The organism is Clostridium sp. D46t1_190503_E9 (genome assembly GCF_015555225.1).
Lineage (GTDB): Bacteria > Bacillota > Clostridia > Clostridiales > Clostridiaceae > Clostridium.
In genome coordinates this window covers 228521-248979 of sequence record NZ_JADNKB010000002.1, presented here as the reverse complement: position 1 = coordinate 248979, position 20459 = coordinate 228521, and the positions used below count along the sequence as shown (strand labels likewise).

The 20459-nt window shown below is 26.8% G+C and carries 20 protein-coding genes; 16 read left to right on the top strand and 4 right to left on the bottom strand.

The features are described from left to right. The first annotated feature begins 53 nt into the window (after positions 1-53). The 4 genes from htpG to I2E83_RS03080 all read left to right on the top strand — a co-directional run bounded on the left by htpG (position 54) and on the right by I2E83_RS03080 (position 4237). Entirely contained in the window at positions 54-1910 is a 1857-nt protein-coding gene (htpG, locus tag I2E83_RS03095) for a molecular chaperone HtpG (RefSeq protein WP_195428498.1), read from the top strand. 157 nt (positions 1911-2067) lie between these two features. Continuing rightward, positions 2068-2910: a pyridoxamine kinase gene (locus I2E83_RS03090; RefSeq protein WP_195428496.1), complete on the top strand. Its 843-nt coding sequence runs from the start codon at positions 2068-2070 to the stop codon at positions 2908-2910. After that, entirely contained in the window at positions 2894-3412 is a 519-nt protein-coding gene (locus I2E83_RS03085) for a TIGR04002 family protein (RefSeq protein WP_195264120.1), read from the top strand. Before I2E83_RS03090 ends, I2E83_RS03085 begins: the two co-directional genes overlap by 17 nt. A 27-nt stretch (positions 3413-3439) precedes the next feature. Then, positions 3440-4237 carry an endonuclease/exonuclease/phosphatase family protein gene (locus I2E83_RS03080; protein ID WP_195264119.1) on the top strand — a complete coding sequence of 266 codons (798 nt, stop codon included), beginning with the start codon at positions 3440-3442 and terminating at the stop codon, positions 4235-4237. 22 nt (positions 4238-4259) lie between these two features. On the opposite strand, the gene I2E83_RS03075 is transcribed toward I2E83_RS03080, so the two are convergent. Next, positions 4260-4970, bottom strand: a complete 711-nt coding sequence (locus tag I2E83_RS03075; protein WP_195264118.1) for an ABC transporter ATP-binding protein — start codon at positions 4968-4970, stop codon at positions 4260-4262. Between the two features lie 12 nt (positions 4971-4982). Further along, entirely contained in the window at positions 4983-6596 is a 1614-nt protein-coding gene (locus tag I2E83_RS03070; RefSeq protein ID WP_195264117.1) for a putative ABC exporter domain-containing protein, read from the bottom strand. A gap of 326 nt (positions 6597-6922) precedes the next feature. Here I2E83_RS03070 and I2E83_RS03065 point away from each other — a divergent pair, with 326 nt between their 5' ends. From I2E83_RS03065 to lexA, 5 genes are all read left to right on the top strand, one after another. Continuing rightward, positions 6923-7780: an S-adenosyl-l-methionine hydroxide adenosyltransferase family protein gene (locus I2E83_RS03065; RefSeq protein ID WP_195266904.1), complete on the top strand. Its 858-nt coding sequence runs from the start codon at positions 6923-6925 to the stop codon at positions 7778-7780. 60 nt (positions 7781-7840) lie between these two features. Then, complete coding sequence (locus I2E83_RS03060; RefSeq protein ID WP_195428495.1) at positions 7841-8392, top strand: ECF-type riboflavin transporter substrate-binding protein; 552 nt, start codon at positions 7841-7843, stop codon at positions 8390-8392. A gap of 134 nt (positions 8393-8526) precedes the next feature. Next, positions 8527-10233 carry an ABC transporter ATP-binding protein gene (locus I2E83_RS03055; RefSeq protein WP_195266902.1) on the top strand — a complete coding sequence of 569 codons (1707 nt, stop codon included), beginning with the start codon at positions 8527-8529 and terminating at the stop codon, positions 10231-10233. Beyond that, a complete protein-coding gene (locus I2E83_RS03050) occupies positions 10230-11057 on the top strand; it encodes an energy-coupling factor transporter transmembrane component T (protein WP_195266901.1) in 828 nt (275 codons plus the stop codon). Before I2E83_RS03055 ends, I2E83_RS03050 begins: the two co-directional genes overlap by 4 nt. Positions 11058-11343: 286 nt before the next feature. Next, positions 11344-12771 (top strand): transcriptional repressor LexA, encoded by a 1428-nt coding sequence (gene lexA / locus I2E83_RS03045; protein WP_195266900.1) that lies wholly within the window; start codon positions 11344-11346, stop codon positions 12769-12771. Here lexA and I2E83_RS03040 read toward each other — a convergent pair. Next, positions 12768-13640 (bottom strand): MBL fold metallo-hydrolase, encoded by an 873-nt coding sequence (locus tag I2E83_RS03040; protein ID WP_195266899.1) that lies wholly within the window; start codon positions 13638-13640, stop codon positions 12768-12770. The two genes, lexA and I2E83_RS03040, sit on opposite strands and share 4 nt — an antisense overlap. A gap of 141 nt (positions 13641-13781) precedes the next feature. Between I2E83_RS03040 and I2E83_RS03035 the strand changes: the two genes are divergently transcribed. Together I2E83_RS03035 and I2E83_RS03030 are read left to right on the top strand one after the other, a co-directional pair. Next, positions 13782-13988, top strand: a complete 207-nt coding sequence (locus I2E83_RS03035) for a hypothetical protein (protein WP_195266898.1) — start codon at positions 13782-13784, stop codon at positions 13986-13988. Between the two features lie 108 nt (positions 13989-14096). Further along, the gene (locus I2E83_RS03030) at positions 14097-14804 is read left to right on the top strand and encodes a DUF3784 domain-containing protein (RefSeq protein WP_195266897.1); all 708 of its coding nucleotides are present in this window, start codon (positions 14097-14099) and stop codon (positions 14802-14804) included. Positions 14805-14820: 16 nt separating this feature from the next. Here the strand turns inward: I2E83_RS03030 and I2E83_RS03025 are convergent, their stop codons facing one another. Next, the gene (locus I2E83_RS03025; protein ID WP_195266896.1) at positions 14821-15171 is read right to left on the bottom strand and encodes a DUF1622 domain-containing protein; all 351 of its coding nucleotides are present in this window, start codon (positions 15169-15171) and stop codon (positions 14821-14823) included. A 161-nt stretch (positions 15172-15332) separates the two neighbouring features. Here I2E83_RS03025 and I2E83_RS03020 point away from each other — a divergent pair, with 161 nt between their 5' ends. From I2E83_RS03020 to spoVE, 5 genes are all read left to right on the top strand, one after another. Further along, positions 15333-15944, top strand: a complete 612-nt coding sequence (locus I2E83_RS03020) for a DNA-3-methyladenine glycosylase (protein WP_195266895.1) — start codon at positions 15333-15335, stop codon at positions 15942-15944. A 75-nt stretch (positions 15945-16019) separates the two neighbouring features. Beyond that, entirely contained in the window at positions 16020-16400 is a 381-nt protein-coding gene (locus I2E83_RS03015; protein ID WP_195266894.1) for a hypothetical protein, read from the top strand. 44 nt (positions 16401-16444) lie between these two features. Further along, positions 16445-16891, top strand: coding sequence for a peptide-methionine (R)-S-oxide reductase MsrB (gene msrB, locus I2E83_RS03010; protein ID WP_195428493.1), 447 nt, complete (start codon positions 16445-16447; stop codon positions 16889-16891). Between the two features lie 133 nt (positions 16892-17024). Beyond that, complete coding sequence (locus tag I2E83_RS03005) at positions 17025-19232, top strand: stage V sporulation protein D (RefSeq protein WP_195428491.1); 2208 nt, start codon at positions 17025-17027, stop codon at positions 19230-19232. Positions 19233-19251: 19 nt separating this feature from the next. After that, on the top strand, positions 19252-20424 hold the full coding sequence (gene spoVE / locus I2E83_RS03000) for a stage V sporulation protein E (RefSeq protein WP_195428489.1): 1173 nt from the start codon (positions 19252-19254) through the stop codon (positions 20422-20424). The last annotated feature ends 35 nt before the right edge of the window (positions 20425-20459 follow it).

The window sequence follows — 20459 nt, the reverse complement described above, 5'->3', positions numbered from 1 at the left end:
ACATAATAATGTCTTTTAAATAAAATATTTATGGTAAAGAGGAGGGATTGTTAATGGAGAAAAATAAAGGAAATATTTCAATACATACAGAAAATATTTTTCCAATTATAAAAAAATGGTTATATTCTGATAAAGATATTTTTATTAGAGAACTTATCAGTAATGGATGCGATGCCATAAGTAAATATAAAAGATTAGTTTCCTTAGGGGAGGCTAAGGGAAATGATAATGAAAAATATAGGGTTACAGTTTCATTAAATAAAGAAAATAAAACTTTAAAGTTTATTGATAATGGAATTGGAATGACTGAAGATGAAGTTAAAAAGTATATAAATCAAGTTGCATTTTCAGGTGCCGAGGATTTTATAGAAAAATATAAGGATAAAATGGAAGATGGAAAAGATATAATTGGCCACTTTGGCCTAGGTTTCTACTCTGCTTTCATGGTTGCAAAAAGAGTTCAAATAGATACTTTATCTTATTTAGAAGGATCAGAAGCAGTAACTTGGATTTGCGACGGTGGTACAGAATATGAAATATCTCCATCTGAAAATAGAAAAGAAAGAGGAACAACAATAACTCTTTTTGTTGATGACGATAGTAATGAATTTTTAGAATTATATAAGGTTAGAGAAATAATAGAAAAGTATTGTTCTTTCTTACCTATAGAAATATATTTAGAGGAAGATGGAAAAGAAGTTAAAGAAGAGGATAGTAAGCCTTTAAACGACACAACTCCATTATGGATGAAATCTCCAAAGGATTGTACTGATGAAGAATATAAAGAATTTTATAAAAAGGTATTTTCAGACTTTAATGATCCACTATTTTGGATTCATTTAAACGTAGACTATCCATTTAATTTAAAAGGAATATTATATTTTCCTAAGTTAAAGCATGAACTTGAGGCTACTGAAGGACAAGTAAAACTATATAATAATCAAGTTTTTGTTGCCGATAATATTAAAGAAGTTATACCAGATTTCTTACTATTATTAAAGGGTACAATAGATTGTCCAGATTTACCTTTAAATGTTTCAAGAAGTTTCCTTCAAAAGGATAAAGATGTTATAAAGATATCTAAGCATATAGTTAAGAAGGTAGCAGATAAATTAGTTGGACTATATAAAAATGAAAGAGAAAGCTTTGATAACTTCTGGAAGGATATTCAAATATTTATTAAGTATGGTTGTCTAAGGGATGAAAGTTTCTATGATAAAATAAAGGATATTATTATTTTTAGAAGATTAAATGGTGGTTATATAACTTTAAAGGAATATTTAGAAAATAATAAAGATAAACATGAAAATAAAGTCTTTTATGTAACAGATGAAAAACAACAATCACAATATATCAAAATGTTTAAGGAAGCAGATTTAGATGCTGTAGTTTTAGATTGCTCAATAGATAATCATTTTATTAGCTTTTTAGAGTCAAAAGAAAATGGAGTTACATTTACTAGAATAGACTCTGATATTTCTGAAATACTTAAAAATAATGAAAGTGAAGATTCAAAAGAATTAAATACCAAGATAGAAGAATTATTTAAAGAAGCAACTTCTAATAAAGTAAATAATATTAAAGTTGAAAGCTTAAAAAATTCAGCAACTCCTGCTATGATATTAGTTTCAGAGCAATCAAGAAGAATGGCAGAGATGAGCAAAATGTTTGGTGGAATGGAAATGCCAAATATGTTTATGGAAGAAAAAACTTTAGTTATAAACAATAATAACTCAATAATTAAAAAGTTGGTAGATACAGATTCTGAAAGTAAAAAGGATGACATTAATTTAATATGTCAATATATTTTAGATTTAGCTTTAATAGCTAATAAAGAATTAAATGCTGAAGAAATGAATGACTTCATTAATAGAAGTAATGAGTTATTAAATAAAGTAATAGAGTTATAGTAGTACGCAAAAATAAAGATTAATAATAAAAAAATAGAACTATTTAATATTAATAGTTCTATTTTTTATTAATTGAATATTGTATCGGTACAATGGACAAAATGCAAATCTTGGATTATTATAAAATAAATAACTTAATTAAAAAGCAGGTGCACTTATGAATGAGGTTAAAAAAGTAGCTACAATAAATGATTTATCTGGAATAGGAAGATGTTCATTAACCGCAGCACTTCCCATATTATCAGCTTTAGGAGTACAATGTTGTCCATTTCCTACAGCTATACTTTCTTCTCAAACAGAATTTGATAAATTTTCATTTTTAGATATAACTAACGAAATGAATACTTACAAAAAAATTTGGAAAGAACTTAATATAAAATTTGATTGTATATATAGTGGTTTTTTAGGTTCTGAAAAGCAAATTGACATAGTTTTAGATTTTATAAAAGATAATAAAGATTCTTTAGTTGTTATAGATCCGGTTATGGGGGATAATGGGATACTTTATGATACTTTTACAGAAAATATGTGCAATAAAATGAAAGAACTTATTTCTATTGCAAGTATAGTAACCCCAAATTTAACAGAAGCTTGTATATTAACAGGGGAAGAATATAAAAAGCACGATATAAGTGATGAAAAAGTTATGAGAATTGCTAAAAAACTGGCAAAATTAGGGCCTACAAAGATCATTATTACTGGAATAATAAGAAAAAGTGAAATTTATAACTTTGCTTACGATAAAGAAAAAGATGAATTTTTTATAGTAAAATCAGTTTTTAATAATGAATCATATAGTGGGACAGGAGATATTTTTACTTCAATTATTATAGGATTATTATTAAATAATCATGATTTAAATTTTGCAATTAAAAATGCAACTAATTTTATTTATGAAGCAATTAAATATACATCTAAATTTAAAACTAATCCAAAAGAAGGAATAATGTTTGAAGTATTTTTGAAGGAGCTGATTTTGATAAATGAAAACAAGTATTAAAACGAGAAATCTAGTTTTAGCAGCATTATTTGCAGCATTTATATGTGTTACAATTGTATTTGTTCATATTCCTACAGGATTTAATGGCGGATATATACATTTAGGAGACACATTTATATATCTTGCAGCAGTACTTTTACCTACTCCATATGCAATGCTTGCAGCAGGTATAGGAGCTGGACTTTCAGATGCATTAACTGGTGGAATGATATGGGTATTGCCTACAATAATAATTAAACCAATTATGGTATTATTTTTTACTTCTAAAGAAGATAATATAATATGTAAGAAAAATATATTAGCCGTATTTATAGCAGGTATAGTAGGCTGGTTTGGATATTATTTAGCTGGAGCTGTTATATCTGGTAACTTTATAGCTCCACTTGCAACTTTCTTTATAGATATAATACAACCTATAGGAAGTGGTATAATATTTTTAATAGCTGGCTATTCTTTAGATAGGGTGAAAATTAGGCAAAGATTATCTATAGAAGTGAAATAACTTTAGAATATAGAGTGAGGTAGAAGTATGAAGGTTATGACCTTTAACTTAAGAACAGATTTCTTATTAGATATAAATAATAGATGGAATAAAAGAAAAGAAATTGTTTATGATATCATAAATAATAATGATTGCGATATAATAGGAGTTCAGGAGCTAAATAATAAAATGTTTAAGGATATTTCAAAAGAAGTTTCAGGATATAATATCATTGGTAGTCCTAGAAGTCTTAAATATTTTATAGAGAGAAATGATATTTTAGTTTCTAAGAAACATAAAGTATTAGAACATAATACATTTTGGCTTTCAGAAGATCCTGAAAAAATAGGAAGTGCTATTTGGTATTCTGTTTATCCAAGAATATGTACAACTGCCTTAATAAAATTAAATGATGGAAATATAGTTAGAGTATATAATACTCATTTAGATTTTTTGCTATCGAAGGCTAGAGAATATGGACTTAAAAAAATAGGTGAGTATATGGATAAGCAGCATGAAAAAGACAATTATCCAGCTATATTGATGGGAGATTTTAATGCAAGTCCTACAAGCAAAGCTATAAAAAATTTATCAGAAGGTAAATATAGTAGTAAAAAATTTATTGCAGTACAAGATCATAAAAAAGAAATTTATAATATGTCAACTATGAGTAAGTTTAAAGGAAATAAAAAAGGTCTTCATATAGATTATATATTTGTAACAGAAGAGTTTAAAGTTTTAGATACTGAAATATTGGATTATAATAAGAGTGGAAAATATCCTTCAGATCATTATCCTATGATTGCAAAACTTGATATAAATAAAAATGCTAATACTTTAAAATAGAGTATTAGCATTTTTATTTTAATTAAGCATTATCAATTATTTTAAAGAATAAATCTTCTATAGTGCCTAGTTCGTTATATTTTTCCTTTAGATATTCTTTGTTACCAGAGTCTACTATTTTGCTTTCCTTCATTAAAATCATTGTGTCACTGATTTCTTCCATTGAGGCTAGGATATGAGTACTAACTAGTATAGTTTTTCCAAGAGACTTTATTTTTGATAATATTTCTCTAAATTCCTTTATTCCATTTGGGTCTAAGCCTACAAAAGGTTCATCAATTAAAATTATATTTGGATCATGAAGTAGGGCCATTATAATAGAGACCTTTTGCTTCATACCTTTAGATAAGTCCTTAGCAAGGGAATCTTTTTTATTGGTTAAGTTGAAAGCATTCATTAACTCCTCAGCTTTACTTGTCCAATCTTTAACTTTATAAGCTAAGGCTATGAATTTAAAGTGTTCCCAAACTGTTAATAAATTATATAAATCAGGGGTCTCAGGTATGTAGGATAAATTTTCTCTTATAGTTCTATCCTTTGTAGATTTTCCATCTATTAAAATATCACCTGAATCTTTTCTTAATAAAGAAAGTATGCATTTTAATGTGGTAGTTTTACCAGCACCGTTAGGTCCACATAATATAGATATTTCACCAGTATTTAATTTGAATGATATATTATCAATTGCCTTATTTTTTTTAAATGATTTAGATAAATTTTTTACTTCTAACATAATTTCCTCCAATTAATATTCTATAAAATCAAATATTTTATTACATAATAACATTAGTAAACTTATATAAATTCCAACAATTACAGTGAGTACTGCAAAAGATATATAAGAGTTTTTAGTTATAGCATAAGTAACTACAGTTGCAACAAATGGAATCATAATAATTATCATTAATACAAAAGTTGCAAGCATTCCTGGGCCAGATTCATTATCTTTTGGCATAAGGAGTATTATAATTAAGTTAAGTAACTTTACTACTAGTGATAATGCTAGAGTCATTAAGTAGCATCCAATCCCGAGTATTAAGAATTTGTAATCTAAAATAATTGAAGGAATAAGCATTATACTAATTCTAATGAGTAATATTAATAGCTCATCCAAAACAGTTGAAAGAATTTTGTTTATTGGTTTTCCTGGGATAAGATAAATATATACATTTTTTAGTTCTCTAGATAATTCAGAAAAATTAGATAAAATAAGAACTATATAAACTGTACCAATTGAAATCACTAGTAATGAAATTAATTGATGTCCTTTTAAAGTAACATATCCACCTATGAGTCCAATGATAATATTAACTAAGAATAATAAATATTTTTTTATAGGAGTTTGTTTTCTCTTTCTAATAACTGAAGCTTTCCAGTATAAAGAAAGAACTCCCCATCTTTCCTTAGCACTACTATTTAAATTAACTTTTTTCATTTCCTTTTCCATTTGTGAATGAACATCTCTCTTATTATTTTTCAATTGTTTTAATTTTTCATTTTGTGTAGATACCTTTTCAGCTATTTCTTCATAATATTCAATATTAAGAGTTATAAATAAGAAACAATTAATAATAACTAATGACAATAAATATAATATATCAAATATTGGAGGGGTAATTGTTTCTGTTAAAAGTAAAGATATAAATCTTACTATAGATGAAATTATAGGTAATTTGACAATAAAGCTATTAAAAATAGACAAGGATAATTCAGTAAAGTTAAAATTTAAACTCCAAAACTTATATAAATAAAATAAAAATATTAGAGATGCTATACCTTGTAATAAGTAAGAAATAAGCTTTAAGATTTTTACTATGCCTGTCTTAATTTTTATTGCAAAAAATAAATAAGATAAAGAAATAAAAAATAAGAATATAAAGAAAAAGCCTAAAGCTATTGGAAATAGCCCTATTAATGATATATCAGTAGATGCTAGGATCATTAGTATAATAAAAATAAAGGTTAAAAAGAAGCTTGCAACACCTTTTATTGCACTACGAACCATTGAATAAAATAATATTAATCGATTATTTATAGGCGAAGGAAATAAATAGCTAATATCTGAAATTGAGAAATTACTTGGAGCATAATCATTTAAATAGTTTGCTAATACAAATAGTATAAAAACTAATGATATTATAGCTATAATTCCTAAAGTAGCTTGTTGCATTTCTGGTGATACAGAAGCTTTAGCTTCATTTTTAAATATTGCAACTATAAATGATGAAAAGCAAAGTCCAAAGAATATGATTATGGAAAATAATTTCTTTAAGAATAGAATGGGATTATGAAAAATTTGAAAAAAGAAATTTTTGATTTTTAAAAGGTCTAAATATACTAAAACTTTTAAATCGTTCATTTGAAACACCTCCACAAGTTATTTGTTAAATTATAGCAAAAAAATATAATTTAGACAATAAATGCGTATATTATTTATATAAATTAAAAAAACAGGATATAATAACAAAAATAAGATATATGAAGGAAGTAAATTATCGAATTTTTATTAGACAATGAGTGAAATATTCTAATTTTATATTTAGAATATTATAAATTATATTTACATTAAATATTTATTAAAAAGTTCAAAAATAATACACTAATATGCGAATAAAAAAAATATTGACTAAAATAATATTCGCATTATATACTCTTGATATGATGTTTAACTAAGGAGGAATTTTTATGAAAAATGCTTTAGTATTTCAATCAGATTTTGGGATCGGAGATGGCGCAGTTAGTGCGATGTATGGAGTTGCTTATAACGTAGATAATACACTTCAATTATTTGATTTAACACATGAAATACCACAATATAATATTTGGGAGGCTTCATATAGACTAATTCAAACAGTTGTTTATTGGCCAAAAGATACTGTGTTCGTATCTGTAGTTGATCCTGGAGTTGGATCAAATAGAAAGAGTATAGGAGTTAAGACTGCAAGTGGACAATATATAATTACTCCAGATAACGGAACACTTACTCATATTAAAAGAATATGTGGGATAATTGAGGCTAGAGAAATCGATGAAACTATAAATAGATTACCTAATTCTGGTGCATCTTATACTTTTCATGGAAGAGATATATATGCCTATACAGGAGCAAGACTTGCAGCTGGAGTTATAGATTTTGAACATGTAGGACCAAAAATTCCAGTTGATGAAATAGTAGAATTACCAGTTGTTGAATCTACAAAAGAAAATGATTTAGTAACAGGAACTATAGATGTTTTAGATGTAAGATTTGGTAGTTTGTGGACAAATATTGGAAGAGAATTATTTACTAGCTTAGGTATTAACTATGGAGATAAAGTTGAAGTTTCTATTAGAAATAATACGAGAGAAGTTTATAGAAATATAATGGTTTATGCAAAGTCATTTGCTGATGTTTATGTAGGTGAAACTTTGGTTTATGTTAACTCATTAGATAATTTAGCTGTTGCTATAAATCAAGGATCATTCTCAAAAGCTTATAATATACAAACGGGAACAAATTGGATAATATCTATCAGAAAAGCTCCTAGAGTAATATATGATTAGAAATTAATTTAAAACACGAATATTATTGATTTACTATATATGAAATGAGGAGGAATTATAATGGAAAATAAAATGTCTATTAAAACAATAGTTGCAATTGGTATAGGTGCAGCTGTATTTATGATACTAGGACGTTTTGGAGCTATTCCATCAGGTATCCCAAATACTAATATAGAAACAAGTTATGCATTTTTAGCATTAATGTCAGTATTATATGGTCCTATTGCAGGAATATCTATAGGTCTTATAGGCCATGCTTTAAAGGATTTGGTGTTTTTTGGTTCTCCTTGGTTTAGTTGGGTTATAGCTTCAGCTGTTGTTGGTCTTATAATAGGATTATCATGGAAGAAGTTAAAAGTTAATGACGGTGAATTTGATAAAAAAGAAATTATTGTTTTTAATATATATCAAGTAATTGCTAATTTAATTGCATGGCTTTTAGTTGCTCCTACATTAGATATACTTATATATGCAGAGCCAGCTAATAAAGTTTATTTACAAGGTATAGTTGCTGCAATTTCTAATTCAATTACAGTTGGAATATTAGGTACTATTTTACTTTATACTTATGCAAAGACTAGAGTTAAAAAAGGAAGTTTAGATAGAGAGTAATATCTAATTAAAATACTGGGGGCTTTAGGTCTCTGGTATTTTTTACTTATATATTACAAACAATATACTATTATTTTTAATCATAAATAACGTTTTCGAGGAACATATAATTTTTATATAAAGGGAGATTTGCTATGAAAAAACCTGTAATTGAGTTCAATAATTTTACATTCCAATACAGAGCTCAAGCAAAGCCAACATTAAATAATATAAATTTAACTATATATGAAGGTGAAAAAGTTCTTATTGTTGGTCCTTCTGGATCAGGTAAGAGTACTATTTCAAGTTGTATAAATGGCCTTATTCCGTTTTCATATAAAGGGGATATTTCAGGAAGTTTAAAGGTTAAAGGCAAAGAAACTAGTAAGATGAGCGTATTTGAATTATCCAATTCAGTTGGTACTGTACTTCAAGATCCAGATAGCCAGTTTATTGGATTAACCGTAGGAGAAGATATTGCTTTTAAGCTAGAAAATGATTGTATTTCTCAAGATGAAATGAAAAAGAAAGTAGAAATTGTTTCTGAAATTGTTGGAATAGATAAGCATTTAGAATCAGCTCCATATAGTTTATCAGGTGGTCAAAAACAACGAGTAACATTAGCAGGAGTTATGGTTGGAGATGTAGACATACTTTTATTTGATGAACCACTTGCAAGTTTAGATCCTGCAACTGGTAAAAGTGCAATTGAATTAATTGACAAAATACAACAAGAAACAAATAAAACTATAGTAATTATAGAGCATAGGTTAGAAGATGTACTACATTGTCCTGTGGATAGAATTATAGTAGTAGATAATGGTGAAATTGCTGCTGATATAACTCCAGAAGAACTTCTAAGTTCAAATATATTATCTGAAACAGGTATACGTGAACCATTATATATTACTGCTTTAAAATATGCAGGTTGTAAAGTTACTCCAGAAATTAATCCACAACATATTGATACATTAAATTTACATACATGTAGTGAAAAACTTAAAGAATGGTATTATGAAACTGTTGAAAAGAGTACTAATGTAAATTCTGAAACTATACTTGAATTAAAAGATATAAAGTTTGGTTATGAAGAAAATAGAGAAATATTAAAAGGAGTTTCTTTTAATATTAGAAAAGGTGAAATGGTTAGTATAGTTGGAAGGAATGGTGCAGGGAAGTCTACTATATCAAAGCTTATATGTGGTTTTTATAAGCCAACAGAAGGACAAATATTGTTTAATGGTAAAAATTTAGTTAACGATACAATTAAAGAGCGTGCGGATAAAATTGGTATTGTTATGCAAAATCCTAATCAAATGATATCTAAAACTATGATTTTTGATGAAGTAGCATTAGGACTTAGAGTTAGAGGAATTAGTGAAAAAGAAATTAAAGAAAGAGTACTTGATACATTAAAAATTTGTGGCTTATATGAGTTTCGTAATTGGCCAATTTCTGCACTTAGCTTCGGGCAAAAGAAGCGTGTAACTATTGCATCTATATTAGTATTAAATCCAGAAGTTATAATCTTAGATGAACCAACAGCTGGGCAAGATTTTAAGCATTATACTGAAATTATGGAATTCTTACAAGAATTAAATAGAAAAGGTGTTACTATAATCATGATAACTCATGATATGCATTTGATGCTTGAGTACACAAATCGAGCAATAGTATTATCTAATGGATTAAAATTAGCAGATGATATGGCAGCTAATGTTCTTACAGATGAGGAAGTGATATCTAAAGCTAATTTAAAAGAGACATCTTTATATGAGTTAGCAATAAAAGCTAAATTAGATAATCCAAGAGATTTTGTTAAAAAGTTTATTGACTATGATAGGAGGATTAGAGGCATATGAGTAAAATGCTTGAATATACAAATTTAAATTCACCTATTCATAAACTGACAGGTGCATCTAAGTTAATTGCTTTGATAATATGGGCATTAGCTTCAATGATTACATATGATACACGTGTACTTATACTTATGTTTATTATAAGCATATTTGTATTTAAAATTTCAAAAGTAGAATTTAAGCAAGTATCATTTGTTCTATATTTCATATTAATATTTTTATTGTTAAATAATTTAGCAATATTTATTTTTTCTCCATATGAAGGAGTTCATATTTATGGGAGTAGAACTGATTTATTTAAAATTGCAGGGCCATATACACTAACATTAGAGCAATTATTTTATCAGTTTAATATAACTTTAAAGTATTTTTCTATAATACCAATGGCATTATTATTTATGGTTGCAACTAATCCAAGTGAATTTGCAGCATCATTAAATAAAATTGGTGTTAGTTATAAGGTTGCTTATTCTGTTGCTATAGCTTTAAGATATATTCCAGATGTTCAACGTGATTATCAAGATATATCATTTGCACAACAAGCTAGAGGAATTGATATGTCTAAAAAGGAGAAATTGACAAAAAGAATTAAAAATTCTGCTTCAATATTGATGCCATTAATTTTTTCAAGTTTAGATAGAATAGATACTATAAGTTCAGCAATGGAGCTAAGGGCTTTTGGGAAAAATAAAAAACGTACTTGGTATAGTGGAAGAAAATTTGAAAAAAGAGATTATATAACAATAGCTATAGTCAGTGCAATATTTATTATAGCTATAGCTGCTACTATACTTAATCATGGACGTTTCTATAATCCTTTTATATAAGCTTTAATAAAATTTCATTTAAATTGCTTCAAAAATATTTTTAGTGATAGATTTAAATAAAGAACCTATAAAATAGACACTTGTAAAGGAGAAAAATTTTATAGGTTCTTTTTTGCACATATGTATTATATTTTGGTATGTAAATAAGTTATTTATACTTAGATTAAATACGTTTATTAATTATATATAATAGTGATTTTTTGATATTGGTAATTTGACATAAAGTATTATAAAATATATTATTAAAATACGGAAAAACATAAGATAGATTTAAGGTGGTGAAAGTATGGAACTTTCGAAAGTTCAAAATAGATTTATAAACCATAAGAGCTCTGGATATCAGCTTTTGAAAGGTAAAGAAGGAACAGGGAAAAGTACTGCATCAATATATAAGGCTATAAATTTAGAAAATAATTATTGTATTTATGAAGAAGATAAAATTTTATTTGTAACATCAAATTATACTAAGACATACGAAGCAAGGGAGCTTTATAAAAAAGAAAGTAAAGAGGACTATTTTTATTCATTATTTTCATTAGAAAAAGATAGATTAAACATAGTAACGCTAGAAGAGATTATTGAAACATATTCAAAAGCTTTCAGAAGAGAAAAGGGACTAGCTATGCAAGTTATAGATAAAGTTAAGGGCATAGAGATATTAAAAGAGTTGGAAAATGAAATATCATTATTTTATAAAAAATCTAAGTTCCTTCAAAAGGCAACAATTGAATTTTTATTAGAAGAAATTTTATGGATTAAAGCAAGTAATTTTTCTAAGGAATACTATCTTGAAGTTGATAGAAAGGGACGAGGAGGAAGAATTAAGAAAGATTCGTATACAAGGGAATCTATCTATAAAATAAAGGACTTATATAATGAAAGTTTAATAAACAAAGGATTTATGGATGAGTATGATCATGTTATATATGCTACTTCATATATAAATAATCATGGTGGAATATATAGTCATGTTATTTTAGATGATATGGAGAAGTTTACTAAAGGGGAAATAGAGTTTATAAAAGCTATTTATAAAAATAAGCCTCATTCTTCATTTATTTTCATATTAAATAGTGAGCTTAACAATAAAAAGAATTCTTGGATGATAAAAGGGAGAAAAGTAAATACCTTAGGAATAGATGTAAAAGGAAAGAGTTTTAACTTTAAAATTAAATATAACGCTAAGAAGAAAAAACAAGTAAACACAGTTGAAAAGTATAAATATATAAACTTAAAAAATAAAGGCGTTGTTGAATTTAATATAGATACAGCTTCAAATAAAAAAGAAGTATTTGAAGAAAATAGTGTTTATTATAATGAAAATGAATTAGAAGATATCCCTATGTTCAATAATATAGCAGCGGGAACACCTATAGAAATGAATGATAATATAGAGGGAAGCTTTTATCTACCTAAATATTGGTTAGAAAGAGGAAAGGATTCATTTATATTAAGAGTAAAGGGTGACTCTATGGTAGAAAAAGATATTTGTGATGGTGATTTAGTTGTTATTAAAAAGCAAGCTACTGCAAATCACAATGAAATAGTAGCTGCAAGCTTAAATGGTGAAGCGACATTAAAAACACTAAACTTAAATGGAGATTCACCAAAATTAATGCCAGCAAATTCTTTGTATGCTCCAATTAGTTTAGAAAACAAGGAAGTTAATATACTAGGAGTTGCAATTGGTGTAATAAAACAGGAGATAAACTAGATGTTTATCTCCATTCCATCATAAGCAAAATATATATTATGCTTTTTTAAAGAAGCTTCAAGCCTTAAGTAATCATCGTAGCTCTTACCCCAGTTTTCTTCAAGATGAGTTAGTATAACTTTTTTTAGATTATATTTATTTTTTATTTCTATAATTTCATCAATTGTAAACATTGCACTATATATTTCATTTCCCATTGGAATATATATGTTATTTTTAAAGTATTCGTTTGGAATATATCCACCTAAAATTGCGATATCTGCATTCATAAATATATTTGAATTAGGAAATGGTTTATTATCACAAGGGGCATATATAATTTTTTTATCTAAGTGCTCAAAGACAAATGCTGTTGAAGTACAATTTGATACTATAGGGATAAATGTTATTTTTATATTATCTAAATTAACATAGCCATTGGAAGGTATTTCATTTATACTGCAAAGATTTAGTTTAGAATAATAATCTAAATAAGATCCAAATTTATTTTTTATAGCTTTTATTTCAGAAAAAACGTCATTCAATGCATATATATTAATTGATTTTGAACAATCAATGTTTCTAAAATAATCAAGCCAGTTAAGCCTAAGTTGTTCAATTATTCTCATGCCTAATGTATGATCTGGATCCCAATGAGAATATAGGATATTATCTACATTATCTATAGAATCTCTATTTAATTGATAATTTACATCTTCAGGAGTGTCTATAAGCATATTTAAATTATATAAATAAAGAGAACAGCCTGTTCTTTTATATGGCTCGCCTTTTAATCTTGCTTCAGTACATATATTACAATTACAACAGGCTCTAGGTATAGAAGTACATCCTCCAGAACCTAAAATTTTAAACCTTAAAAAATTATTCATGATATCATCTCCTTTTTATAGGATTATACATATTTAAATGGCTTGTGTAAATATTTCCCAGGGAAATAAAAGAAATTAACATAATAGTGAGTTATAATGAATACATATTTATAATGAATAAAAATAAATAGGAGGATATTTATGAATTTAGAGTTTATAAATGATCAAAAAAGAAAAATATTAGATAATATAAATTATGCCAAGGAGTCTAGTATAAATAAGGTCTCAGCAATACTTATGTGTAATGATGATGAAGTACAAAAAGAATTATTAACTTGGCTTGTTATTGAAGGGTATAAAGTATCATTAATAAAAGATGAAGTTAATATTTTAACAATTGAATGGTAAGAAATAGCTAATAATAATATTGACAGTATTATTAAAAGTGTTATAATTAACCATATAAGATGAAGTTATAACTTTGTTTTGTAGAAATATTTAGATTAGAGGCATGTCATGGGATTCATAATATTTATTTCTATTATTTGCATGATATTTATAATATTAGGAATAGCTATTAGTAAGTATAAATGCTACTGGCTAATATCTGGATATAATACACAATCTAAAAAGGAAAAAGAGAGAGTAGATATTGAAAAAGTAGCAAAACATATGGGAAGAATGTGCTACTTAATATCTTTTGTAATATTTGTAGGAGTTATAGTTTCAAATTACTTTGAAATTTCTATACTACCTTTTGTAATTACTTTATTAATTATTATATTTGGATATTTAATATATATTCAAAGATTTGATCATAATAAAAAGAGCAAAGTAGAAATAATAGTAATGGTAGTTATAGGATTTATAGCATTATCTTTTGTAATTATAATTTTTTCATATGGAAATGAACCAAATAATATTATAGTTAAAGATGAAACTATAGTTATAGATGGAATGTATGGAACTACTTTAAAAAGAAAAGATATAAAATCAATAGAGCTTGTAGATAATACTCCAGAAATAGAATTTAAGAGTAATGGATATAGTGATGGTGGTACCATTAAAAAGGGTGATTTTAAGTTGAAGGATGGAGAAGAAGTTAAGCTCTATATCCAAAGTGATAAAGGACCTTACATTAAAATTTCTACTATAAATTTTGATGTATATATAAATTATAAAGATTTATCTTTAACAAAACAGTCATTTAATAATTTAAAATAGCAAAGATAGAGAAGTTTTATTTGGCTTCTCTATCTTTTTTGTTTTTAGAAGGATTTTCAGATTTCATTTCCCAATGAATGATTAATGTTAAGAATCCTCTTAATAAAGTTATTGAGCCTAGAATTATTAGTTCGCTCATATTTCTAATAATAACTGTTTTTAATATTTCTGCTGCTAGTTTAAACTCAAGTGCAGTAGCCATAGAGTTAGCATATTCCCATTTTAGTGGATAAGGTTTTTTAGTTATTAATGTATATAGATAATGATAAAAGGCTTTAATAGAACTAATACATATAACCAAAATTCCTATTAATTCTAAAATATTTACTAAAGTGGGGATAATTGATTTTATAAAATTTTCTAACATATAAATCTCCTGATTAATAGTTTTTTATAATATTTATTATGTCTATTTATAAAAAAAACATAAGTAATAATTATGAAATATTTAAGGAATAAATATAGTAGTATAATAAATAATAAAGTTATAGAAATAATGAAATTATAAATTTAAATTGGAGATTTATTATGATAATTGAAAAAGAGTTTTATAACCAGGGAGCTATTGAAGTTGCAAAAAGTATTTTAGGTCATTACTTAGTAAGAGAAGTGAATGGAATAAAGGTTAGAACGAAAATAGTGGAAACAGAAAGTTACATAGGAGCTACTGATAAAGCATGCCATGCTTATAATTATAAAAGAACTGAACGTACGAAGCCTTTATACGAGGAAGGCGGAATAGCATATGTTTACTTTATTTATGGGTTATATCATTGTTTTAATATAGTGACCAATATTAAAGATGAACCAGAAGCAGTTTTAATAAGGGCTGTAGAACCCATTGATAATTTTGAGTATTTATCTAATATTAGATTTAACAAAAATTATAATGAGTTAACTAATGCACAAAAAAAGAATTTAACTAATGGTCCATCTAAGTTATGTTCGGCTTTAAGTATAACAAGGGAGGATAATTATAAAAAACTATATATAGATAGTGGATTATACTTAGAATATAATTATGAAAAGAATATAGAAATTGTAGAAACTACTAGAATAGGTATAGATTATGCTGAAGAAGCTAAAGATTTTAAATGGCGGTTCTATATTAAAAATAATCCTTATGTTTCGAAAAAATAAATTGGATTTAGTCTATGAATATTTATAAAAAATAGAACAAAACTATTAGTGAATATAAATTAAGGAGGAATTAGTATGAAATTTAAAAAATCAATATTAGCACTTTGTTCACTAATTATTTTTTCAGGAATTTTAATTGGAGCAACCCCTGAAAAAGGAATGTCAACCAAAAGCCCTGTTGTTATAGGAGAAGTAACAGAAGTAAAAAAATCAGAGGATGGAAATTCAACTATGATAACTGTACAAGGGTACATGAAAGGAAAAGAAGTTAGTAAAATAACAGTTGTTGGAATTATAGATAATGAAACGAAAGTTATGAATTCAGCAAATGATAAAAAAGAAAATATAGTAATTGAAAATGGAGATTTAGTATATATGAGAGTAAGCGAAGCTATGACTAAATCAAATCCACCACAAACTGTTATAAAAAGAATATTTATTACTAAGAATAAATAGAAATTTTACATAAATGGCTTTATAATATAAATGGAGGATGAAATATGGAAAAATTAAATAAAGATGAATTAAAAAATAGATTAACAGAACTTCAATATAGAGTTACTCAAGAAAATGGAACTGAACCACCTTTTATGAATGAATATAATAATCATTTTGAAGAAGGTATTTACGTAGATATAGTTTCCTTAGAGCCATTATTTATTTCAACAGACAAATTTAATTCTGGTTGTGGCTGGCCAGCTTTTTCAAAACCTATAGATAGAAAGTTAATTTCCGAAAAAGTAGATAAAAGCCATGGAATGATTAGAACAGAGGTAAGAAGTAAAAATTCAGATTCGCATCTTGGTCATGTGTTTTGTGATGGGCCAGAGGAGTTAGGTGGACTTAGATATTGCATTAACTCTGCAGCCTTAAAGTTTATACCTAGAAAAGAAATGAAAGAAAAAGGCTATGGGAAATATTTAGCTTTATTTGAAGATAATAAGTAAAGGTGGGAATCCACTTTTACTTTTTATTTAGTTTAATTCATAGGGAATAATTTACTGAATGAATATCTTTTTGATATAATTAATTGGACAACCTATGAATAGTAATCTTTAAATAGCACCATGGGGGAGAAGAATGAATAATAAAAGAAAAACTAATAAAAGAAAAACCAATAAATTTAAAAAAATTTATTCAAGAGAAAGAGCTTTATATAGTAGCATAAGTATTTGTTTAATATTCTTATTTTTAATAGGAAGATTAACTTATATAATGATTTATAAAAATAAAGAATATAAACATATGGCTCAAAGTCAATGGAATTCACAAGTTTCTGTGGAGGCTAAAAGAGGAGATATAAAAGATAGAAATGGTTCTATACTTGCAACATCTATTGATGTTTATAGGGTAGATTTAGATTTAGATGCAATAAAAATACATTTACAAGACGAGGGGACAACTATAGATAAAGTTGCACAAGAATTAGCAAATGCTTCAGGAATACCTTTTAATGAAGTTAAAGATAAACTAAACACTGTAGGTGAAGATGGAACTCAAATAAGGAATAGTACACTTGTTACAGGAATAGAAAAAGAAGTTGCAGATAAAATTAAAGCATTAAATATATATGGAGTTGTTATTTCTATTAATCCAAAGAGATATTATCCTAATAATAACTTTTTATCACATGTATTAGGAAGTGTGAATTCCGATAATACAGGATTAAATGGAGTAGAATTACAATATGATTCAGAATTAACAGGAATAGCTGGTTATAAAATAGCAGAAGTTGATGGTTCATTAAAGGAATTACCATTCCAAACAGTAAAATATACAAGTCCAATTGACGGTAAAGATGTTATGTTAACAATAGATGAAAATATTCAATTAATGGCTGAAAGAGCAGCTCAAAAGGCTTACGAAGAAAATAAAGCAAAAGAAGTATCAATTATAGTTATGAATCCTAATAATGGCGAAATTTTAGCAATGGTAAATAAGCCTGACTTTAATCCTAATGATCCATATGATGAATATGAGAATTTTGAAGGAGAAAATGATTTTGAAAAGCTACAAAATATGTTTAGAAATAGTTCTATAAGTAATACGTTTGAGCCAGGATCTACCTTTAAGAATATTACTATGGTAGCAGCTATAGAAGAAGGCGTTGCGCATGAAAATGATACATTTTATTGTGATGGTGGAGTAAAATTTGGATCTACAACTATTAAATGTTGGAATACAGCAGGGCATGGAACTCAAACATTACCACAAATACTGCAAAATTCTTGTAATGTAGGTTTTATGGAATTAGGATCTAGGTTAGGTAGTGCAAAATTAAAAGAGTATATAGATAAATTTGGCTTTGGAAAGTTGACTAAAATAGATCTTCCAGGAGAATCAGAAGGAATTATAAAATCAGTAAGTGATATGAGCGAAATGGATTTAGCCACTATTGCGTTTGGACAAACTAATACTGTAAATAGCATTCAACTTATGAGAGCTTTCAATGCTATAGCTAATGGAGGAAAGTTAATTCAACCACATATTATGAAAGAAGTTACACATGAATCTGATAATGGAACAAAAGTAATAGATGAACAATTTAAACCTGCAGTTGAAGAAAATGTAATTTCAGAAGAAACAACAGCTGTACTAAGAGATTATCTTGAAAGAACTATAAATCAAGGACAAGAAATTGGAAGCTTTATGGGTAAAGAGAGAAGAGTAGGAGCTAAAACTGGGACAGCACAAAAAGTTGATCCTGTATTGGGAGGATATTCAGCTGACAAGTACATTGCATCAGTGGTTGCTTTATATCCTGTTGAAAATCCTCAAGTAACAATATTTATAAAGGTTGAAGACCCAAGTGCAGGTCAATACTATGGGGGACCTGTTACAACTCCAGTATTAAAATCATTATTGTCAGAAATGTTTACTTACATGGATTCACAAGTTTATACTGAAAGATATACAGAAAAAAAGAAAGTAGTTGTTCCTGAGTTAAGAGGAAAATCAGTTGACGAAGCAAAAAGTATATTAGAAGCAAATAATTTAAATATAACTTTAGAGGAAGAAGGATCTAAAGTTACTAGTATGGAACCTTATCCAGGTTCATTAGTTGAAGAGAATTCAATTATAAGTGTTAATTTATCTGATCCTAAAAATGATGCAAATAAGTTAATAATGCCAAATCTCGAAGGCAAGACCTTAGAAGAGGCAACAAATATTTTAAATAAGCTTCAAATTACATTTAAAGCAAATGGTACAGGTATAGTAGATAGTCAAGATGTTATTGCTGGTAAACTTATTGAAAAGGGAACAAAAGTTAAATTAGATTTGAAATAATAGGATAGTAGGAGATAATATGGATAATGTAAGAAAGTTAGATATAAAGGGGAGAAATAAAAAGAAAAAACCTTCAATAAAAAGAAAAAAAATAAAAATGAAAAATATAGATTACAGTTTGTTATGTGCTATAGTAGTATTGCTTTTCATAGGTATAGTTATGGTATATTCATCAAGTTCATATTATGCTTTGTATCAGGATAAAGTATTCAATTCAGAATTTTATTTTACTAAAGAAATACTTTGGACGGTTGTAGGAGTGGTAGGTATGATAGTTACTATGTCTATAGATTATCATATTTATAAAAAATGGACTCCTTGGTTAGTTATAATAACGATAGGTCTTTTAGTAGTTGTTTTATTTGTTGGGGCAGATATTAATGGAGCAAGAAGATGGATTAGATTAGGGGGATTATCATTACAGCCATCAGAGTTAGCTAAATATGTTGTAGTATTATACTTAGCGTTACTAATTGATAAAAGAAGAGGTAAAATTAAAGAATTTAAAGCAGGAACATTATATTATTTAGCTATAGCAGCCGTATTTGCAGGATTAATAATTTTAGAGAAAAACTTAAGTATTACTGCAATTGTTATGATGGTTGCATTCATAATGATATTAGTTGGTGGAGCTAAAATAAGCCATTTGTTATCACTTATTCCAATGGGGTTAGCGGCGGGTCTTGGGTTGATTGTTATGGAGCCTTATAGACTGCAAAGACTTACTAGCTTTTTAAATCCATGGGCAGATCCAACAGGAGATAGTTATCAACTTATACAATCACTTTATGCATTAGGTTCAGGAGGTTTTTTTGGAGTTGGACTTGGGAATTCAAGACAAAAGGCATTATTTATGCCAGAACCGCACAATGATTTTATATTTGCAATAATAGGAGAAGAACTTGGTCTTATAGGATGTGTAGCTATAATTTCAATATTTATATTTATAGTTATTAAAGGTACTTCTGTTGCAGTTAAGGCGAGAGATAATTATGGATATCTATTAGCTATAGGAATAATATCAGTAATTGCTATACAAGCAGTAATAAATATTGCAGTTGTAACAGGTTCAATGCCAGTAACGGGTGTTCCAATGCCGTTAATAAGTTATGGAGGGACTTCTCTTGTGTTTAATTTATCTGCAATAGGCATATTACTGAATATTTCAAGACAAAGTAAGGAAGAGATTTAAAAGCACTATTATAGTGCTTTTTCTTTTAATAAAAT